This is a genomic window from Rhodococcus sp. 1168 (assembly GCF_002091955.1).
Lineage (GTDB): Bacteria > Actinomycetota > Actinomycetes > Mycobacteriales > Mycobacteriaceae > Rhodococcoides.
This window is the reverse complement of sequence record NZ_MKKY01000042.1, coordinates 87,041-106,622: the sequence shown is the minus strand read 5'-3', so window position 1 is coordinate 106,622 and position 19,582 is coordinate 87,041. Positions and strand designations below refer to the sequence as shown.

General features: G+C 62.0%; 17 protein-coding genes. 12 read left to right on the top strand and 5 right to left on the bottom strand.

From position 1 onward, the window contains the following. Positions 1-108: 108 nt before the first annotated feature. Positions 109-2,919 carry an aconitate hydratase gene (locus BJI47_RS07550; protein WP_088943136.1) on the bottom strand — a complete coding sequence of 937 codons (2,811 nt, stop codon included), beginning with the start codon at positions 2,917-2,919 and terminating at the stop codon, positions 109-111. Between the two features lie 349 nt (positions 2,920-3,268). Between BJI47_RS07550 and BJI47_RS07545 the strand changes: the two genes are divergently transcribed. The 8 genes from BJI47_RS07545 to BJI47_RS07510 all read left to right on the top strand — a co-directional run bounded on the left by BJI47_RS07545 (position 3,269) and on the right by BJI47_RS07510 (position 12,136). Further along, on the top strand, positions 3,269-3,859 hold the full coding sequence (locus BJI47_RS07545; RefSeq protein ID WP_254900442.1) for a DUF6676 family protein: 591 nt from the start codon (positions 3,269-3,271) through the stop codon (positions 3,857-3,859). A gap of 496 nt (positions 3,860-4,355) precedes the next feature. Next, positions 4,356-5,795: an NlpC/P60 family protein gene (locus BJI47_RS07540; protein WP_176224721.1), complete on the top strand. Its 1,440-nt coding sequence runs from the start codon at positions 4,356-4,358 to the stop codon at positions 5,793-5,795. A gap of 160 nt (positions 5,796-5,955) precedes the next feature. Next, a complete protein-coding gene (locus BJI47_RS07535; protein ID WP_254900441.1) occupies positions 5,956-7,293 on the top strand; it encodes a MoxR family ATPase in 1,338 nt (445 codons plus the stop codon). Next, positions 7,290-8,282, top strand: coding sequence for a DUF58 domain-containing protein (locus BJI47_RS07530; protein ID WP_088943135.1), 993 nt, complete (start codon positions 7,290-7,292; stop codon positions 8,280-8,282). Before BJI47_RS07535 ends, BJI47_RS07530 begins: the two co-directional genes overlap by 4 nt. After that, a complete protein-coding gene (locus tag BJI47_RS07525) occupies positions 8,279-9,271 on the top strand; it encodes a VWA domain-containing protein (RefSeq protein WP_088943134.1) in 993 nt (330 codons plus the stop codon). Before BJI47_RS07530 ends, BJI47_RS07525 begins: the two co-directional genes overlap by 4 nt. Positions 9,272-9,337: 66 nt before the next feature. Beyond that, positions 9,338-10,060, top strand: coding sequence for a 3-oxoacyl-ACP reductase FabG1 (gene fabG1, locus BJI47_RS07520; RefSeq protein ID WP_088943133.1), 723 nt, complete (start codon positions 9,338-9,340; stop codon positions 10,058-10,060). Between the two features lie 71 nt (positions 10,061-10,131). Next, the gene (gene inhA / locus BJI47_RS07515) at positions 10,132-10,956 is read left to right on the top strand and encodes an NADH-dependent enoyl-ACP reductase InhA (RefSeq protein WP_088943132.1); all 825 of its coding nucleotides are present in this window, start codon (positions 10,132-10,134) and stop codon (positions 10,954-10,956) included. Between the two features lie 112 nt (positions 10,957-11,068). Continuing rightward, complete coding sequence (locus tag BJI47_RS07510) at positions 11,069-12,136, top strand: ferrochelatase (RefSeq protein WP_088943131.1); 1,068 nt, start codon at positions 11,069-11,071, stop codon at positions 12,134-12,136. Here the strand turns inward: BJI47_RS07510 and BJI47_RS07505 are convergent. After that, complete coding sequence (locus BJI47_RS07505; protein WP_176224720.1) at positions 12,133-12,954, bottom strand: hypothetical protein; 822 nt, start codon at positions 12,952-12,954, stop codon at positions 12,133-12,135. The genes BJI47_RS07510 and BJI47_RS07505 overlap by 4 nt on opposite strands. Before the next feature lie 75 nt (positions 12,955-13,029). Here BJI47_RS07505 and BJI47_RS07500 point away from each other — a divergent pair, with 75 nt between their 5' ends. Genes BJI47_RS07500 through BJI47_RS07490 form a run of 3 tightly spaced genes read left to right on the top strand, consistent with a single transcriptional unit; the run spans position 13,030 to position 15,520 of the window. Next, the gene (locus BJI47_RS07500) at positions 13,030-13,839 is read left to right on the top strand and encodes a DUF3097 domain-containing protein (protein WP_088943284.1); all 810 of its coding nucleotides are present in this window, start codon (positions 13,030-13,032) and stop codon (positions 13,837-13,839) included. 41 nt (positions 13,840-13,880) lie between these two features. Continuing rightward, positions 13,881-14,312: an NfeD family protein gene (locus BJI47_RS07495; RefSeq protein ID WP_088943283.1), complete on the top strand. Its 432-nt coding sequence runs from the start codon at positions 13,881-13,883 to the stop codon at positions 14,310-14,312. A gap of 5 nt (positions 14,313-14,317) precedes the next feature. Beyond that, positions 14,318-15,520, top strand: a complete 1,203-nt coding sequence (locus BJI47_RS07490) for an SPFH domain-containing protein (RefSeq protein ID WP_088943130.1) — start codon at positions 14,318-14,320, stop codon at positions 15,518-15,520. A gap of 86 nt (positions 15,521-15,606) precedes the next feature. Here the strand turns inward: BJI47_RS07490 and BJI47_RS07485 are convergent, their stop codons facing one another. From BJI47_RS07485 to BJI47_RS07475, 3 genes are all read right to left on the bottom strand, one after another. Next, positions 15,607-16,125, bottom strand: a complete 519-nt coding sequence (locus tag BJI47_RS07485; RefSeq protein ID WP_088943129.1) for a hypothetical protein — start codon at positions 16,123-16,125, stop codon at positions 15,607-15,609. Positions 16,126-16,183: 58 nt separating this feature from the next. After that, positions 16,184-16,789 (bottom strand): hypothetical protein, encoded by a 606-nt coding sequence (locus tag BJI47_RS07480; RefSeq protein WP_088943128.1) that lies wholly within the window; start codon positions 16,787-16,789, stop codon positions 16,184-16,186. 64 nt (positions 16,790-16,853) lie between these two features. Further along, entirely contained in the window at positions 16,854-17,540 is a 687-nt protein-coding gene (locus BJI47_RS07475; protein ID WP_176224719.1) for a TVP38/TMEM64 family protein, read from the bottom strand. 165 nt (positions 17,541-17,705) lie between these two features. On the opposite strand from BJI47_RS07475, the gene mutA reads away from it, so the two are divergent. Further along, positions 17,706-19,580 carry a methylmalonyl-CoA mutase small subunit gene (gene mutA / locus BJI47_RS07470; protein WP_088943127.1) on the top strand — a complete coding sequence of 625 codons (1,875 nt, stop codon included), beginning with the start codon at positions 17,706-17,708 and terminating at the stop codon, positions 19,578-19,580. The last annotated feature ends 2 nt before the right edge of the window (positions 19,581-19,582 follow it).

Sequence of the window (19,582 nt, the reverse complement as noted above, 5' to 3'; positions counted from 1 at the left end):
CGCACGCCCACTGTCGGTTCGAGCCTGAACCGGGCTCGAAGTGGTCGTGCGCGTTCTGCGTGCCCACTGGTCGAGTTCACTCACCAGCGCTGAGCGTTGAAGAAGTGCCTAGCCTCGGATCATATTGCGGAGGACGTACTGCAAGATGCCGCCGTTGCGGTAGTAATCCGCCTCACCGGGGGTGTCGATGCGCACCACGGCGTCGAATTCGACCTTCGTGCCGTCGGTCTTCGTCGCGGTGACAGCCATCGTCTTGGGTGTGACACCCTCGTTCAGCTTCTCGACGCCGACGATATCGAATGTCTCGGTACCGTCGAGCTTCAGCGATGCTGCGCTTTCGCCAACCGGGAACTGAAGCGGAACAACGCCCATCCCGATGAGGTTGGAGCGGTGAATACGCTCGAAGGACTCCGTGATGACGGCCTTGACGCCGAGCAGGCTGGTTCCCTTGGCTGCCCAGTCACGTGAGGAGCCGCTACCGTACTCCTTGCCACCGAGGACCACGAGCGGAATTCCCGCAGCCTGGTAGTTCTGCGAAGCATCGTAGATGAATGCCTGCGGTCCACCTTCCAAGGTGAAGTCACGGGTGTAACCGCCCGAAACGTCATCGAGGAGCTGGTTCTTCAGGCGGATGTTCGCGAACGTTCCACGAATCATGACCTCGTGGTTGCCGCGGCGCGAACCCAGCGAGTTGTAGTCCTTGCGCTCGACGCCATGCGAGTCCAAGTACTGGGCAGCAGGCGTTCCGGCCTTGATCGGGCCGGCCGGGCTGATGTGGTCGGTGGTGACCGAATCTCCCAGCAGCGCAAGGACGCGAGCGCCCTTGATGTCCTTGACCGGCTCCGGATCCATCGTCATACCGTCGAAGTACGGGGGCTTGCGCACGTAAGTGGACTTCTCGTCCCACGCGAACGTATCGCCCTCGGGGGTCGAGAGGTTCTGCCAGCGGCTGTCCCCGTCGAAGATCGTCTTGTACGACTTGCGGAACATGTCCTGGCTGATGGACGACTTGATCGTGTCGTCGATCTCCTGTGCGGACGGCCAGATGTCCTTCAAGTAGACGGGCTTGCCGTCTTGGTCGTCTCCGAGGGAGTCGGTCTCGAAGTCGAAGTCCATCGTGCCAGCGAGGCCGTATGCGATGACGAGCGGCGGAGAAGCCAAATAGTTCATCTTGACGTCGGGGGAGATCCGGCCTTCGAAGTTTCGGTTACCGGAGAGCACTGCAGTCACCGATAGGTCGTTGTCGTTGATCGCTTTCGAGATCGGTTCGGCGAGAGGACCGGTGTTGCCGATACAGGTGGTGCATCCGTAGCCACCGAGGTAGTAGCCGAGCTTCTCGAGGTACGGCCATAGACCCGCCTTCTCGTAGTAGTCGGTGACTACCTGCGAGCCGGGTGCCATGTTGGTCTTGACCCACGGCTTGGTGGTCAAGCCCTTGTCGACGGCGTTGCGTGCGAGCAGTGCAGCGCCGAGCATGACCGACGGGTTCGAGGTGTTGGTGCAGGAGGTGATGCCTGCGACGACGACCGCGCCATGGTCGAGGACGAACTCGGCGCCCTCTTCGGACTTGACGGTGATCGGCTTGCTCGGTCGACCGTCGGAACCGCACGCGGCGGACTGGACGGCGACAGCGTCGTCCTCGGTGAAGGACAGGGAAGCGGGGTCGCTCGCGGGGAACGACTCGTTGAGCGCTTCGTCGAGCTTGCTGTCACCTTCGTGTGCAGGGTGGCTCTCGTCGACGTAGTTGTGGATGTCCCTGCGGAACGCAGGCTTGGACTCCGACAACAAAATTCGGTCCTGAGGGCGCTTCGGCCCGGCGATGGACGGAACGACGGTGTTGAGGTCGAGCTCGATGTACTCGGAGTACACGGGCTCGTTCTCCGGGTCGTGCCACATGCCCTGTTCCTTGGCGTACGCCTCGACAAGCGCCAGCTGCTCGTCGCTGCGGCCGGTCAGGCGCAGGTAGTTGATTGTCTCCTCGTCGATCGGGAAGATCGCCGCAGTGGAACCGAACTCGGGGCTCATGTTGCCCAGCGTTGCTCGGTTGGCCAGTGGCACCTCTGCGACGCCCTTGCCGTAGAACTCCACGAACTTGCCGACGACGCCATGCTTACGGAGCATTTCGGTCGCGGTGAGGACGACGTCGGTCGCGGTCACGCCGGGCTGAATCTCCCCGGAGAGCTTGAAGCCGACGACGCGAGGGATGAGCATCGAGACGGGCTGGCCGAGCATTGCCGCTTCGGCTTCGATCCCGCCGACGCCCCAACCCAATACGCCGAGGCCGTTGACCATCGTGGTGTGCGAATCGGTGCCGACGCACGTGTCGGGGTACGCCTGGCCGTTACGGGTCATGACAGTCGGTGCCAGGTACTCGATGTTGACCTGGTGCACGATGCCCATGCCGGGGGGGACGACCTTGAAGTCGTCGAATGCGCCCTGGCCCCAGCGAAGGAACTGGTAGCGCTCGCCGTTGCGCTCGTATTCGAGGTCGACGTTGCGCTCGAGGGCGTCGGCGCGGCCGAAGACGTCGAGAATCACCGAGTGGTCGATGACCATGTCGGCAGGAGATAGCGGGTTGACTTTGCTTGGGTCGCCGCCCAGTGTGGTCACGGCCTCGCGCATGGTGGCCAGGTCGACGATGCACGGCACGCCGGTGAAGTCCTGCATGATGACTCGAGCTGGGGTGAACTGGATCTCGATGCTCGGGTCTGCGGACGGATCCCACGAAGCGATCGAACGGATATGGTCGGCGGTGATGTTGGCACCGTCCTCGGTGCGAAGGAGGTTCTCCGCGAGGACTTTCAGTGCGTATGGCAACTTTTCGGCACCGGGCAAGGCCGACAGCCGGAAGATCTCGTAGGAGTTCTTTCCGACCTCGAGGGTGCCTTTTGCACCGAATGAGTTATTACTAGCGGTCACTTCAGCTCCACTCGTCTATGAGGCACACCGCCGACGGGGCTGTGTCGACGGTTGAAGCGAGACCTTCTACGCGACCGAGCGGTGCGCCGAACGCCTCGTTGTGAGTCTAACAGTACGCTTGTCCTGTGAAACCCTGAGGGCAGGCCTGATGGTGCGTCGGCGAGCCCTGCACCGACAATCCTCACGCAGTGGCACTACCTTCGCAATGCAGGGCAACCTCACTACAGGCGTGCGGTGAGTGTCCAATGCGGTCCCGGTAGGTGTCGGTGACGTAGGGTTCGGACGGGCCGCTCGTACTCTTCGGTAACGACCGCCACCCACCGACTCCGCTATTGCGACTGGACGAGAGATGCCTGATCCGATTCTTGCTTTTGTTCCGCTGGCCGCCGAAGTCCCGCCCGGCACAGACATCGATTCGATCGTGGCTGACATCGCCGAGTCCGGTGTCAGTGCGCCTTCGGCACTTCGGAGCGATCTGCAGGCCGTAGTCCAGCGAGCTGAAGAACACGGCGTCGATCTCGGGATCGTGGTCATGGAACAGAACCCTGTCCACGATTCTCAGTTGCGTGATCTCGCGACAGCGGTCGGGACCCAGGACGGCGGCACAGTCCTCGTCTTGAGTCCAGGTCAGGTGGGGTCTTTCAGTGACACGGTCAGTCGAGTGACGCTAGAGGCTGGGCAAGATCGCACCTACACGGGCAATCCGGTCGTCGGAGCCGAAAATTTCGTCGACACGCTGGTCGGACCGCAAACTCCGTGGGGATTGATCACGGGTCTGATCCTGGTGCTGGTCACGGCGGGGGCGGCAGCAACTGCAGTGGCGAAGATCCGGCGCCACAAGGTGCGGAGTATCTCGACATCGGATTTCCACGAGACGAAGCGGCATACGTCGCCGACTGCACCGAGCAACACCTCCGGTGAGTCCGCCCTCGACCGCTGAAGATCGACTCTTTCCAGAGAGCGCACGAACGAACGCCTCGACCATCTGGTCGGGGCGCTTCTTGCGTGTAGAAAAAAGTCGAAAAAACTGTTTCGTGTAAACACCGAGTTCAGCGCATTCGCGCTGGTCGAATTACATATGTGTTCTTTGTGGCTGGAGTTTCTTTAGTGTGCAAAGTGTCGTACGGTCCCATTGGCACTGCTGGGGAAGGAGTGTCGCAAAAGGCAGGGGTCAATCCGAGTTGCCTCGGGTGACGCCTGCTTCTGGTGGGACCGATGTGGTCTGCACCTGAGGTGATGCTGCGTGCTTCCTTCCTGCCCGGTGAGCGTGATTTCCGGTATCCGATGTGGGTACCGGGTCCACTCTTCCGGTGTCGACGTTCGCTAGAACGTCACGAGCGCCGGAACAGAGGGAGACAACTTTGAGGCGACGAGCATTCCGCGGCACACACCGCTGCGCGTTCTCCAAAACGGCGAGAATTTTCGTTGGGGCCGGAATGGTTGTTGCGTTGATCAGTGGAGCGTCCGGCACCGCTGTCGCTGTCCCGCCGCCACCGCCCAATCCCTCCGACTCCGATATCGCCGCCGCAGGATCCGCTGTAGAGCAACAACTCGGTGCAGTGGGGTCCTTGATCAATCAGGTCGCGTCTGCGAATCAACAGCTCGCCCAACTCGATGCCGACGTGGCGATCAAACGCGAGGATGTCAACAAAGCCCTCGTCGATCTTCAGAATGCTCGGGATGCCGCCGACGTAGCTGCGCAACTTGTCGTGGTTGCTCAGCAGGCACTCACCGATGCAGGCGTTCGAATTCAGGCTGCACAGCAAAAGTTCAACGATTTCGCCGTGTCGAGCTACACGCAGGGGACGGGCGTCGCCTCGGTGTCCTCATTCTTGGGATCGAGTGGACCGGACGATATTCTCGATCGCGCGCAGGTGCTCAAGGTTCTGTCGAACAGTCAGAACGCTGTGCTCGACGGCCTTCAGCGGGCCAGGACCGAACAGGCCAACCGCGACTCCGCCGCTCGCGAATCAAAACAACGAGCCGATGCCGCAACCTCGACCGCAGAGGCCAAGAAAGCAGAGACCGAGGAAGCGATAGCGACAGCGCGCGCCGCGTTGCAAGCCCAGGCAGAGCAGAAGGCTGCGATCGAGAGCGAGCGTGACTCGGCGCAGAGTCAGCTCGATTCCGCACGATCGAACGTGGCAGGACTTGCCGATCAGCGTGTCGCGTATTCGACCTGGGAATCACAGAAGGCAGCAGAAGATGCAGCCATTGCCGCCGCGGCGGCCGCAGCGAAGCAAGCAGCAGTTCAAGCTGCTGCCAGGGTTGCAGCGAACCAGGCTGCGAGTGCTGCTGCGGCGGCCGCAGCAGCAGGTCAACGATCCCACACCGCTATCGACGAAGATCAGGACCCGGTCGGCAGCGACTCCACCGGCGGCACGGGCACCACAACGACCACGACACCGAAGAAGCCGCGAAGCTCGGGTCAATCGAGTCCGTCCCTCACCGGGAGTGCCGCAGTCGAACTCGCCATCGATCGCGGAATGTCCCAGCTGGGCGTCCCGTATTCCTGGGGTGGCGGCGACGAGAACGGACCGACGAAAGGAATCCGGGACGGGGGAGTGGCCGATAGTTACGGCGACTACAACAAGATCGGCTTCGACTGTTCCGGATTGATGATCTACGCGTTCGGGGGGCTCGGCATTTCGCTGCCTCACTACACGGGCTATCAATACACGGCTGGCAAGCAGGTTCCATCCTCCAACATGAAGCGCGGGGACATGATCTTCTATGGGCCGAACGCCAGTCAGCACGTGGCGCTGTATCTGGGCGACGGCAAGATGCTCGAGGCCCCTCAATCCGGTGACATCGTAAAGGTTTCGCCCGTTCGCTACGACGGTATGACTCCGTATGCAGTACGTATGGTGTCCTGAGAGAATTCATCGGGGGCCACTCGGTAGGCTCGCCACACAGGAGACATCGGTAGCCTTTGGGGGGGCGGCCCCACGGCGCAGGCAGTCGTCGTCTGAAATAGTCGACGGTCGATACCGAACGTGCCCGAGAAGTGATTCGAGTGAAAGCGGTGAATTCTTGGTGACATCACGTGACGGCGCCGAAGCGAACGGCAGCGTCTCGCAGGACAGTGGTTCGAACGGCAGCATGTCCAAGGGCGGCGTCTCGGGCGAGAACGAATCGGACCGCACCGGTGCGGCAGGGCTCGCACATGATGTGCAGATCCTGGAGAAGGCCGTGTACGAGGTGAAGCGGGTGATCGTCGGCCAGGATCGATTGGTCGAAAGGATCCTCGTAGGACTTCTTGCGCGCGGTCACGTTCTCCTCGAGGGAGTGCCAGGAGTGGCGAAGACCCTTGCCGTGGAAACTTTCGCCAAGGTTGTCGGTGGCACGTTCTCTCGCGTTCAATTCACGCCCGACCTCGTGCCCACCGACCTGATCGGCACACGCATCTACCGGCAGGGTCGCGAAGAATTCGACACCGAACTGGGCCCGGTCGTTGCCAACTTCGTGCTGGCCGACGAGATCAACCGCGCGCCCGCGAAAGTACAGTCGGCATTGCTGGAAGTGATGGCGGAGCGGCAAGTGTCCATCGGTGGTCATACATTCCCGATGCCAGATCCATTTCTTGTCATGGCGACGCAGAACCCGATCGAGAACGAAGGTGTTTATCCCCTTCCTGAAGCTCAGCGTGACCGGTTCCTGTTCAAGATCGTCGTCGACTACCCCTCGGTGGAGGAAGAACGCGAAATCGTCTACCGGATGGGCACCGCTGTTCCGACGCCGAAGCAGATCCTCGATCCAGTGGAACTGGTTCGGCTCCAGAACGTCGCGAGTTCGGTGTTCGTTCATCACGCACTCGTCGACTATGTCGTCCGCGTCATCGCTGCGACGAGGACGCCGGAACAACTCGGTCTCGACGACGTCGCAAGTTGGATCGCTTACGGTGCGTCGCCGCGAGCAACTCTCGGAATCATCTCGGCATCGCGGGCCCTCGCTCTGCTGCGAGGACGTGACTATGTGGTGCCGCAGGACGTGATCGAGGTGATTCCCGACGTTCTCCGTCATCGCCTCGTCTTGTCCTACGACGCACTCGCCGACGAGGTGACTCCGGAAGATGTGATCACGCGAGTACTGCAGGCGGTGGGTCTTCCGCAGGTAGCCCCTCAGGCGGTCGGTGCGCAGCAGGCTCCACAAGCGCCTTTCGTCCCGCAGCAACCGGCCAATCAGGCCGCAGCGCCTCAGCGTCCCCCGCAACAAGGAATGCCACAGCAGGGAGTTCCCCAGCAGGGAATGCCACAGCAAGGAGTACCACCGCAGGGGTACAACCCAGGCTTGCAACAAGGACAGCCGGGTCCAGCGCCGTCGCTGGACAAATCCGCGGGGAATTCCCCAGCCGTGGGTAGCCAGCAGCAGTGAGCGGGGCACTTGCCCGCGGGACGGGTCGACCACCCGACTCACGGCCCCCGTCGTTCCGGAGCGGTGAACTGCGTGACCCCACACTTGCTGCGGCGTTGCGCACCTTGGAATTGACAGTCCGCCGTCGCCTCGACGGTGTGTTGCACGGTGATCACCTCGGATTGATTCCGGGACCTGGTTCCGAGCCCGGTGACGCGCGGGAGTACCAGCCTGGTGACGACGTACGTCAGATGGACTGGTCGGTGACTGCCCGTACGACTCATCCGCACGTTCGTCAGTCCGTTGCCGATCGTGAGCTGGAAACGTGGATGGTCGTCGATCTGTCGGCCAGTCTCGATTTCGGTACGACGGGGTGCGAGAAGCGAGATCTGGCTGTCGCGGCGGCCGCCGCAATCACTCACCTGACCAGCGGCGGAGGCAATCGCATCGGTGCTGTGGTTGCTACGGGAGCGCAGACGACGCGTGTCCCGGCCAGGGGTGGCCGAATCCACTCGCAGACGTTGCTCCGGACCATTGCGACGACGCCCAGTGCCGCCGACGGCGTGCGAGGAGAACTTCGCGCAGCCATCGAGGCGCTTCGACGCCCGCAACGCAGACGGGGGATGGCAGTGGTGATCAGTGATTTCCTCGGGCCGATCGATTGGGAGCGATCGCTGCGCGCGATCTCTGCACGACACGATGTGTTGGCAGTGGAAGTACTCGATCCTCGGGACCTCGAGCTGCCCGATGTCGGGGATGTGGTCCTCCACGACCCCGAAACCGGCCGCACCCGTGAATTCAGCACGACGCCGCAGCTACGTGCCGATTTCGCCGAAGCCGCCGCGTCTCATCGCGAAGACGTGGAGCGTGCGCTTCGTCGATGTGGCGCACCGCGTTTGACACTTCGAACCGACGGCGACTGGATAGCGGACGTGGTCCGCTTCGTTTCTTCACGCCGACACACCCTAGGTTCCAGTGCAGTCAATTCGGCTCAGGCAGGCCGCCGGTGAGTCTGTCCGAGTTCACCTCACCGTGGTGGCTGCTGTTTCTGCTCGTCGTTGTCGGTTTGGTCGTCGGTTACGTATGGGCGCAGCGCCGTCGCCACAAGCACACTTTGCGGTTCTCGAACATGGAGCTGTTGGAGAAGGTGGCGCCGACGCGGCCAAGTTACTTACGCCACGTGCCGACTGCACTGATCCTGGTCGGTCTGCTCGTACTGACAATTGCACTGGCGGGCCCGACTGCTGATCAAAAGGTGCCGCGAAACCGCGCAACAGTGATACTTGTGATCGACGTATCGTTGTCGATGGAGGCGACAGACGTCGAACCGTCTCGGTTGGCGGCCGCGCAGGAGGCCGGAAAATCGTTCGCCGAGGGGTTGACTCCAGGTATCAACCTCGGGCTCGTAGCTTTCGCTGGAACCGCGTCGGTGCTGGTATCGCCGACCGCCAATCGAGAAGCGACCAAGGCGGCCATCGACAAACTTCAATTGAGCGAACGCACTGCCACTGGCGAGGCAATCTTCACCTCGCTGCAATCGATCGACACGTTGGGAGCAGTCCTCGGCGGCGGCGATGCAGCCCCGCCCGCTCGCATTGTTCTGTTGTCCGATGGCAAGCAGACCGTTCCGGAGAGCCCTGACGATCCGCGAGGTGGATACACTGCTGCGCGCGCTGCAAAGGACAAGGACGTACCGATCTCCACGATCTCGTTCGGAACCAGTTACGGGACAGTCGATATCGAAGATGAGTCGGGTCTCGAACGAGTGCCGGTTCCAGTCGACGATCCGTCCTTGCGGGAGATTGCCGATCTTTCCGGTGGGAGCTTCTTCACTGCGTCCTCACTCGAAGAACTACGCGCGGTGTACGACACGCTGGAGGAGCAGATCGGGTTCGAAATCACTCGTGGAGATGCCAGCCGTCCGTGGTTGATTCTCGGAGTCGTACTCACCGCATTGGGTTTGGGCACGGCTTTGGTTCTTCGGCAACGATTGCCCTGATCCCCTGTTATTACTCACCAGTAAGTTTCGCTTTGTCATTCCGGGACGAACAGATAGGTTGCAGGCATGTCCAAACCAGACTTCATTGCTCGATCGGTACTTGTCACCGGAGGGAACCGAGGTATCGGTCTGTCCATCGCGCTCAGACTTGCGGAGGACGGACACAAGGTCGCCGTCACGCATCGTGGTTCCGGGGTGCCGGACGGCCTGCTCGGGGTTGTCTGTGACGTCACCGACTCCGAGTCGATCGACTCTGCCTTCAAAGAGGTCGAAGCGAAGCACGGACCGGTCGAGGTCCTGGTGTCGAATGCCGGGATCACCGATGACACCCTGATCATGAGAATGAGCGAGGATCAGTTCTCTCGCGTTATCGACGCGAACCTCACTGGTGCCTTCCGAGTCGCCAAGCGCGCCAGCCGCTCGATGCTTCGTGCCCGTTACGGCCGCTTCATTTTCATTGGATCGGTTGTTGCGCTGGCTGGAACTCCCGGCCAAGCCAACTATGCGGCGTCGAAGGCCGGCGTCATCGGGCTTGCTCGATCGCTCACTCGTGAGCTGGGGTCCCGGTCGATCACGGCGAATGTCGTCGCGCCCGGGTTCATCGACACGGAGATGACTCAAGCATTGGACGAGAAGTACCAAGAGATGGCTGTCAGCGCCATTCCGCTAGGCCGCAAGGGCAAGACGGACGAAGTCGCCGGCGTCGTCAGTTGGCTTGCTTCCGAGGATGCCGCCTACGTCTCGGGTGCGGTCATTCCAGTCGACGGTGGCCTCGGCATGGGTCACTGACCACTCGGACATCCGAGTTCTCGCAACTGATACACCTCTTTCTCGTTTCGACTCGATCGGTAAGGAAGAACATGGGCGGACTGCTCGAAGGAAAGACAATCCTCATCACCGGCATCATCACCGATGCCTCCATCGCGTTCCACGCCGCAGCCATGGCGCAGGAGCAAGGTGCGAAGGTCATCATCACGGGGTTCGATCGACTTCGGTTGATCGATCGCATCGCGAAGCGTCTGCCCAATGAAGTGCCCCCGGCGATCGAACTCGACGCCACCAATGAGGAGCATCTGTCGGCCCTCGCTGATCGCATTCGTGAAGTAGCTCCCGAAGGCATCGACGGCGTCTTGCATTCGATCGCTTTTGCACCTCGCACACTCATGGGCCCGGATGCGAAACCGTTTCTCGAGGGCCCCGGTCCCGACGCGGCGCGCGCTTTCGAAATCTCGGCGTGGAGTTACGCGTCGTTGGCGCGTGCTGTTCTGCCTGTCATGAACGAGGGCGGTTCCATCGTCGGCATGGACTTCGATCCACGGACATCGATGCCGTACTACAACTGGATGGGCGTGGCGAAGGCTGCACTCGAGTCGGTCAACCGGTACGTGGCTCGTGAAGTGGGCGCAGCGAAGAAGATCAGGTCCAATCTGGTTGCCGCTGGGCCGATCAAGACCCTTGCTGCCAAGGCCATCGCAGGAACGGCTACCGGCGACGCCACCAAGATGAATCAGCTCAACGATTACTGGTCCGGATCGGCGCCGATCGGCTGGGATGTCGACAATCCGACTGTGGTCGCGAAGTCGATCGTGGCGTTGCTGTCGGATTGGTTGCCGGGAACGACCGGCTCGATCGTGTACGTCGACGGCGGCGCCAGCCACAACACCTGGTTGCCCGACGACATGTAGCCCGTCTCGCCTCATGCAAACATCGACGGGCTGGGGCCTACCAGACCTGGCTCGATGCTTGCATGAGGCGACCTGAGCGAACCTGTCGTCTTCGAGCGCGCACAATGGAGACATGACCGAGTCTGCGGGTTTCGATGCCATCCTGGTTCTCTCCTTCGGCGGCCCGGAGGAGCCTGCCCATGTTCGGCCGTTTCTCGAGAATGTGACGCGCGGGCGTGGGGTCCCGCCCGAGCGACTCGACGAAGTAGTCGAGCACTACATGCACTTCGGCGGTGTGTCGCCGATCAATGCGCTCAATCGCGACATCATTTCTGCTCTCGAAGTCGAATTCGCTACTGCCGAAGTAGACCTGCCGATCTACTTCGGTAACAGGAACTGGCATCCGATGGTCGAGGACACCGTCGCGCAGATGCAGTCGGACGGTATCGAACGCGCGCTGGTGTTTCCGACGTCGGCGTGGGGTGGTTATTCGGGTTGTCGCCAGTACCACGAGGATGTGGCCAGAGCCAGAGAAGCTGTCGGTGCCGACGCACCCGACCTGGTGAAAATCAGACAGTATTACGACCATCCCTTGCTGATTGCTGCATTCGCCGATTCGATTACGGCCGCGAGGGATTCGCTTTCCGTCGAGAGTCGCTCGAACGCAAGGTTGGTGTTCACAGCACATTCGATTCCGAGCGCTGCCGACGCCAATGCTGGACCTCCGGCTGACGGCGGGCACCTCTACAGCAGGCAGGTGGAGGAAGCGGCCAGGCTCGCGGCGGCAGCCGTAGGTGTGGACGACTACGACCTGGTCTGGCAGTCGCGGTCAGGTCCGCCGCAGGTGCCGTGGTTGGATCCGGACATCTGCGACCATTTGGATGCGCTGTCGGACAAGGGCGTAGAAGCGGTAGTCGTCTGTCCGGTGGGATTCGTCTCCGATCACCTCGAAGTCGTCTGGGATCTCGACACCGAGGCCGAGGAGAAGGCTCGGGAGCTCAATATCGCTTTCGCGCGAGCCGGCACACCTGGGACCGACCCTCGGTTCGTGCAGATGATCCTCGAACTAGTCGAAGAGCACCTCGGCAACGCGACGCCGCGTGGAATCGGAAGTGTCCCGAAGTACGGTTCGACACTCAACGGCAGCCGATGTGCAATTCGATGCTGCGAGCAGCCGGTTCGCCCGGCACGCCCCAGCTAGCGGCCAGGCGCGCTGGCCTCGATACTCGTCGAGAGTGCGATCGCACGAGCTTTCCTCACCGCAGCCCACAACGGTCTGATCAAATCCTCACGTGCTGCCGCACCGAGTGCCGTGGCGGGTTCGGTCGGGGAAGAGTGTTGTGCCACCGACAGAATGGCTGCCACGCGATCTGCCGATTCGAGTACTCGAAGTGCCCGATCCAACATTTCCGACGGATAGCGGTGTCGGCCGAGATCGGCGAGTTCGGCGGCGATACGTGTTCGGGGGTCTCCCAGTTCGGTTCGCGTCGGTAGTGATTGAAGCGAGCCGAGGGCTTCGGCAGCGCCACGAACCGCTTCACGCATGGCGTATTCGGCTTCCCCGAGCGTGAAGTCGCGCATCGCACGCGGCGGCAGGACGATCGAGAACACCGTCCATCGGAGGACGTCCGGCCCCTCTACGGTCGGTACGAGTCCGAGTCCTTGGGCCCCGGGATCGCCGACCAGGACGGCTTCGCCGGTTTGAATGGCCAGGCGTCCGAACAGGCTCTTCGGTGACACGTTCGACGTGGCACCAGGATGGGGGAGGAGGAGTTCGATTGCGGGGTTGGTGCGGTCACTCGGTACCTGAGCTCGAATGAGGGTGAGTAGGCCTGCCACGCCCTCGTCGCGAGGGCTCGGCCATGGTAGCCCGGTCTCGAGCGCCGTTTCTCGGTCGCCGGCAACTGCCAGATGCATCGGTGCCCACTCCGCCATCGAATCGATCACGTTGTCGGGCGGGCTGAATCCAGCCAGCCACGAGCTGGCCCACACGGCAAGGCTTGCACTTGGAGAACTCACGACTTCCAAGCATAGGTCGGCGTGGCGACGCGCGCTCGGGCGTGGGGGTGGCTACCGTTGTCGGCCGTGACGAACATGTACGGCGAAGACATACTTTCAGGACACAGCCGCATGCGAAAGGTGCCTGTCCCGCAGGTACCGGCCGAGCGCGGACTCGTCGTCGAGGACTCCGCTACCGGCTATTGCGGTGCAGTGGTCGGGTTCGAGCGCACGTACGACGGCGATTTCGTACGCCTCGAAGATTCGGCTCGCACGACGAGGTTGTTCGCGTTGCGCGAAGCGGCATTTCTGATCGACGGCAAACGCGTCACCCTCGTGCGTGCGACGGCATCTTCGAAGAAGGCAGAGTCGACACGATCGGCTTCCGGCTCGACCAAGGTCGAGGGTTTGCGTGCTCGCACCGCTCGCGCCAGCCGGATCTGGGTCGAGGGCGTGCACGACGCTGCCCTGGTGGAAAGTGTGTGGGGCCACGATCTCCGGGTAGAGGGCGTTGTTGTAGAGCACCTGGAGGGGCTGGACAATCTGGGCGAGCGCCTGGCGGAATTTCAACCAGGCCCTGGCAGGCGGGTAGGTGTCCTGGTCGACCACCTCGTCACCGGATCCAAGGAATCGAAATTGACTGCCTCGCTCGGCCCGCACGTACTCGTCACCGGTCACCCGTATATCGATGTGTGGGAGGCCGTACGGCCGAAGGCAGTCGGAATCAGCGCGTGGCCGAAGATTCCCCGCGGTCAGGATTGGAAGACGGGAATCTGTCGCGAGCTCGGGTGGGGAACTCCGAAGGAGGGTTGGCGACATGTGTATTCGTCGGTCTCGACGTTCCGAGATCTCGAAGCGCCATTGATTGGAGCAGTCGAACAGCTGGTCGACTTCGTAACGGAGTAGGAACCGCCGCCCGATGTCCGATTTCTGGTTAGATGGAGGTTGTGGCGGCGATAATTTGGCTCATTGCAGGAATTGCACTCGCGGCAGCCGAAGCGCTGACTGGAGATTTCTTTCTGCTCATGATCGCCGGCGGCGCTCTTGCAACTGCCGGCGTTTCGGCCGTCACGGATTTCCCAGTGTGGGCCGATGCGGTTGTGTTCGGACTCGTGTCCTTGGCGCTGGTGCTGGGTGTGCGGCCGATGTTGTTGCGACGCTTTGCTGCCCCGCCCGCGCTCGCCACCAACGCTGATGCGCTGTCGGGTAAGAGCGCGATTGTGCTCGAACAGGTTTCGGCGCACGAGGGTCAGGTGAAGCTCGGCGGCGAGGTGTGGACTGCGCGTCCCCTCGACGAATCCGAGGTCTACGCACCGGGAGTGACTGTGACCGTGATGGAAATAGACGGCGCTACTGCCGTCGTGTGGAGAGGACCGTAGGTTTTATGGCAGCACTGATCGTTCTCGGCGTCATCGTTCTTCTCGTCGTCATACTCGTAGCCAAATCCGTATCGATCATTCCGCAGGCCGAGGCAGCTGTGATCGAGAGGCTCGGGCGGTATGTTCGCACCGTTTCCGGGCAGCTGACTTTCCTCGTACCGTTCGTCGACCGGATTCGAGCGAAGGTGGATCTGCGAGAGCGTGTCGTCTCGTTCCCTCCGCAGCCGGTGATCACCAAGGACAACCTGACTGTCTCGATCGACACCGTTGTTTATTTTCAGGTCACGAATCCGCAGTCCGCAGTATACGAAATCAACAATTACATTGTCGGCGTCGAACAGTTGACCACTACGACGCTGCGTAACGTCGTCGGCGGTATGACGCTGGAAGAAACTCTGACCTCTCGTGATCAGATCAACGGTCAACTGCGCGTTGTTCTCGACGAGGCGACAGGTCGATGGGGATTGCGGGTCGCACGAGTGGAACTGAAGAGCATCGATCCGCCTCCGTCGATTCAAGAGTCGATGGAGAAGCAGATGAAGGCGGACCGCGAGAAGCGGGCCACGATTCTGACGGCAGAAGGCCACCGTGAGTCCGCGATCAAAACTGCGGAGGGCGACAAACAGAGCCGCATTCTTGCCGCCGAGGGCGGGAAGCAAGCCTCGATTCTCACAGCCGAGGGTGAGCGTCAGTCGCGGATTCTGCGGGCAGAAGGAGACAGGGCAGCGAAGTACCTGCAGGCTCAGGGTCAGGCAAAAGCGATCGAGAAGGTATTTGCGGCCATCAAGGCAGGAAAGCCGACTCCGGAACTACTTGCGTACCAATACATGCAGACCCTTCCCCAGATGGCGCAAGGCGACTCCAACAAGGTGTGGATGATCCCGAGCGACTTCGGTGACGCATTGAAAGGTTTTGCCAAGACCCTCGGAACACCAGGTGACGACGGCGTTTTCCGTTACGAGCCCAGCGCGAGTACCGGCGACGAGCCCAAGGCTGCAGACGATTCCGACGAGGTTGCCGAGTGGTTCGAAACGAAAACGGACCCCGCGGTGGCGCAGGCGGTCGCTGCGGCCGAGGCGGTTGCCCGGACACCGGTCGATACGTCGTTGGCGCCTGACCCCAGGCTGACCAAGGGCGCTGAAGTCGGACAACTTCCTGCACCACAGGCCGAGACAGATCTGACGGCTCCGCCAGCAGAGCCGAGCTAGGCCTCGTAAAAGTCTCATCGAGCTCGAATCATCCCTCGGCACGTCACTTGGTGGCGGCCGAGGGATGACGTGTATCTGCGCACAGCTCAGGTGGCGAGTGCCTGTCCGACGCCACAGACGGCGACCGCCCACATGACGCTGGTGAACGTTCCGATGATGAACTGCTCGGACGCCGCGGACGCCTGGGATCCTCGTAGCTCGGGATATCGGGCAAGGCCTTTCACCGCCAGAACGATCGCGATTCCCTCGGGCCATCCGGCCAGAATGGATGCCGCAACCGCGGTGCGCTCGAGGACTCCGATTGTGCGACCGCCGTGCAGTGGTTCCGCTGGCGTGTCCGGGTGCGGTGTCCCGTCGCGTCGCGCCAAGCGGAAGACTTCGGCGACTATCGGTGACCCACCTGCTACGGCCGCCAGAACGGTGACGACGTAGGTGGCGGCCAGGGCGAATCCCCGGGCCGGATCGGTGGTCGTGCCGACCGCTGCCGCCGAGGCCAACAACGTGAGAGACAGTGCCGCAGGCGCCCAGCGCGGAACCGAGGCTCTCGCGGGAAAGACTGACACTGTTGCCGACAGCCCCAGAAGTATCAGAGTCACCGCGATCATGAATTCCCCCTATGTATTCCGTGCAGTGTTGCCGAGTGCGATCGATCGGACCGGATATTCAGTCGTTTCCGACGGTTTCGTCCAGTTCGGTGAGTAGTCGCTCGGCGAGGGTGCGGCCGGGCGCCTCGATACTCCACCGAGCTACCGACAACCGTTGAGACATGGCCTGCTTGGTGATCCCGAGAGTCTCCGCTGCGCTTTTTTGCGTATGCCCGCGGGCCATCAGGTCTGTCGCCTCGTGCCCCTGTTCTGTTCGGTCGGTGATGAGTAGCGCGATCAGAGTCAATGCCGTTTCGGCATCTCGGCAAGGCGCATCGAGATCCGGATTCGCGGCCGTGACGGCGACGGCAGCGGGTGCGTTCTTGGCACGGGTGACCGCGTCACGTGCTGCCTCGAAAGCCGGGCCCCGACCCGCCCGTGTCGTTGCTGGCAGCGGCTCTTCGACCCGTCCGATGCCGATCCCGACGCTCCACGTTCCGAGTCTTACCAGTGTCAGCGTGAGGTCCACGACTGTTTGCGCGTCGGTGGCCACTGCTTGGATTTCATCGCCTGCCGTGCGTTCGAAACCTCGAAGGAGGGGGGCGTGGCGAGTCAGTTCCAGCACTGCTTCGACTCGGTCGATATCGCGTCGACTTCGACGTTGGTCCACCGTCATGACGAACATGCGTCAACTCTATAGGCTTGACTAATCATAGTCAATGATTAGAGCTTGACTATCTTAAGTCAAGTTACAAGACTTTACCGGGGTGGTCTGGAACTACACCCGACAACCGAGTCGACGCCGATAGTCGCCAATCGACGTAGAGGCCGATCACTCCAGCAGCAATACACGCACCGGAGAATGCGAGCAGCCCCGGATTCGTGTGTCCGCCGATGGCGTCACCGAGGACGACGATGCCCACCGTTCCAGGCGCCATGCCTACCGCGGTGGCAACGGCGAACGGTACGAGTCGAATCGACGAAACACCACAGCAGTAGTTGACGACCGAAAACGGAACCGGTGCGATCAATCGGAGAGATCCCACCGCTAGCCATCCGCGCCGAATCAGACTGTCGTCGATCGCACGAACGGCTGGGTGCGTCATCCTTGCGGAAAACCACTCCCGGCCGACCATCCGAACGAGTAACAAGGCGAGAACGGCACTGAGGGTCGACGCACCCACCGCTACCGCGATGCCGGTGACCGGACCGAACAGAACTCCGGCAGTGAGGGTGAACAGTGTGCGCGGCACAGGCGGAATGGTCACTATCGCGTGGACGAGAAAGAACACGAGCGGAAAAATGGGACCGATCGACAGCGCCCAGTGTCGAAGCTGTTCTGCCGACAGATGAGGAGCCGATACCGCTGCCACTCCAAGAGTTGCGATAAGAACCACGATGCCGATCAGCCGTGGATCTCGCAATTGCCTCGTCACAATCAGCGAGCCTACCTGCGTCGGAGAGTTTCCGACCCTGACAAAACCACCTCCGATTCGAACATGAGGTGATCCTCACGATACTGTCGGAGAGATCGGGTTTCACATCACAAAAGTCGCTATTGTCGACCGACTCTCGTCGATCGAGTTGAGGGAGCAGTCATCGTGCCCATTGCTTCACAAGAAGACGCCTCACGCTCTGCGTATGCCGCCTGGCAGAAGGCGGTTGCCGGAGTTCTGGCGAAGTCACGCAGAGTCGACGTCGCAGATCTGCCAGAGGATCCTGAGCGTCTCCTCGAGACGACTACCTACGACGGGGTGACGATCGCACCTCTCTACGGTCCTCGTGACGAGCACCCCGAGAACGCGCTCCCCGGTGTGTTCCCCTTCGTGCGTGGACGGGATGCGGCCCGAGACGTCAACGCTGGGTGGAAGGTCAGTGCCAGGTTCGGTGTCGGTGAGTCGGACGCAGCGAAGGTCAACCGGTCGATACTGGACGGCTTGAACAACGGTGTCAGCGCACTCTGGCTCCGCGTCGGCGAGAGTGATCTTCCGGCAGCTTCGATCGCCGAAGCAGTCGACGGCGTCCTGCTCGATCTCGCACCATTGGTCGTGGACGCCGGCAACGCCACCGAAGCGGCCGCACACGCAGTGTTCGCATTGCTCGACCGGACCACAGCCGAGAATCCGAAAGCCGTCGACGTTCGGTTGGGTGGTGCCACTCTCACCTCGCAGTTCTCAGGGGCTGCCGCACCCGAACTTCAGACGCTCGTAGACCTGGCCGCGCAGTCGGCTGCCCGCGCCGAGACCGTTCGCGCGATCACCGTCGACGGCACCGTGTTCCATAACGCCGGAGCCGGGGATGCGCAGGAACTCGGGGCAGCAGTTGCAGCCGGCCTCGAATACCTCCGTGCTCTGACGTCGAGTGGTCTCTCCATCGGAGATGCACTCGGGCAACTGGAGTTTCGCTTTGCAGCGACCGACGACCAGTTCCAGACGATCGCGAAGTTCCGTGCGGCACGTGTGCTGTGGTCACGCGTCGCGCAGGTGTCCGGTGCGCCCAACGCCGGCGGCGCTCCGCAGCATGCGGTCACGTCGGAAGCGATGATGTCGCAGCGCGATCCATGGGTCAACATGCTTCGCACCACGTTGGCGGCATTCGGTGCCGGTATCGGTGGAGCCGACGCGATCACCGTCCTTCCGTTCGATGTGGCCCTGGAGGGGGGAGCGGCCGGGGTGTCGAAGACTTTCGCAGCACGAATCGCGAGAAATACGCAGCTGTTGCTCCTCGAAGAGTCTCATCTCGGGCGCGTTGTCGACCCGGGTGCCGGCTCTTGGTACATCGAGCAACTCACCGATGACATCGCTGAGATGGCATGGGCTTTCACGCAAAAGATCGAAGCCGACGGTGGCTATCGTGCTGCACTCGAGTCGGGGACGCTTGCGTCGTCGATTGCGGAGACCAAAGCCGCTCGTGATTCCGATGTCGCCCACCGCCGGACGCCGCTCACAGGTGTCAACGAGTTCCCCAACCTGGCCGAAGCGCCACTTCCTCCGGTCGGCCCGGAGCAGGCGGGCACAGCACCACGGGTTGCTCGGTACGGAGCTGCATTCGAAGCTCTACGCGACCGCTCGGATGCATACCTCGCCGAGCACGATGCGCGGCCACTGGCGCTGCTCGTGCCGCTCGGGTCGGTAGCCGAGCACAACGTGCGGACGACTTTCGCTGCGAACCTACTGGCTTCGGGCGGAATCGAGTCGCAGAATCCAGGGCCGTTGACCGAGTCGAGTATCGCTGAGGCCGTACGCACGGCAGGCGCTCGGATCGCTGTCGTATGCGGCACCGACAAGCGATACACCGAAGAGGCCTCGTCCGCAGTGAGCGCGCTCCGCGCGGCCGGCATCGAACGGGTACTTCTCGCCGGGCCCGAAAAGCTGTTCACCGATATCACCGGCCAAGGTCGGCCGGACGATTTCTTGACCGCCAAGGTCGACGCCATCGCAGTTCTGTCCGATCTCCTCACCAATCTGGGGGCCTGAGA